Here is a 367-nt window from a genome sequence, read left to right as displayed (position 1 = left end):
CCACGCAGGTCTGACCTTGTTCCATCAACGCAGGCATCACGCGGTGGCAGATTCTTCCTTCACGGTGTCGGATGAGACATTCGAAATCGGTTCGACGGGCCGGGTCGGCTCACGTCACGGGTTTGAATTCCTCACCTTTGGCGAGCATCGCCCAGGCCATGCGGGCATTCTTGGCTGCGACGGCGACGACGGCCTTCCAGTAGCCGCGCCGCTCGGACAGCGCCACCGCCCAGCGGCTGAGCCGGTCCTTCTTCCTGGCCGCAGCGGCCAGCGTGGCGCGTGCCCCCAGGATCAGCAGCGTTCGCAGATAACTGTCGCCGGCCTTGGTGATGCGCCCGAGACGCTGCTTGCCGCCGGAGCTGTATTG

The 367-nt window shown here is 65.4% G+C and carries 1 protein-coding gene; it reads right to left on the bottom strand.

All coding sequences use genetic code 11. The features are described from left to right. Positions 1–109: 109 nt before the first annotated feature. Positions 110–367 (bottom strand): transposase (locus HZU84_RS20135; protein WP_180693134.1); only part of this gene is annotated, 258 nt, incomplete at its 5' end.

Origin of the sequence: Sphaerotilus sulfidivorans (genome assembly GCF_013426975.1) — a bacterium.
GTDB lineage: Bacteria > Pseudomonadota > Gammaproteobacteria > Burkholderiales > Burkholderiaceae_C > Sphaerotilus > Sphaerotilus sulfidivorans.
The sequence above is the reverse complement of the archived record's forward strand: the minus strand, read 5'-3'. Positions and strand labels throughout refer to the sequence as shown.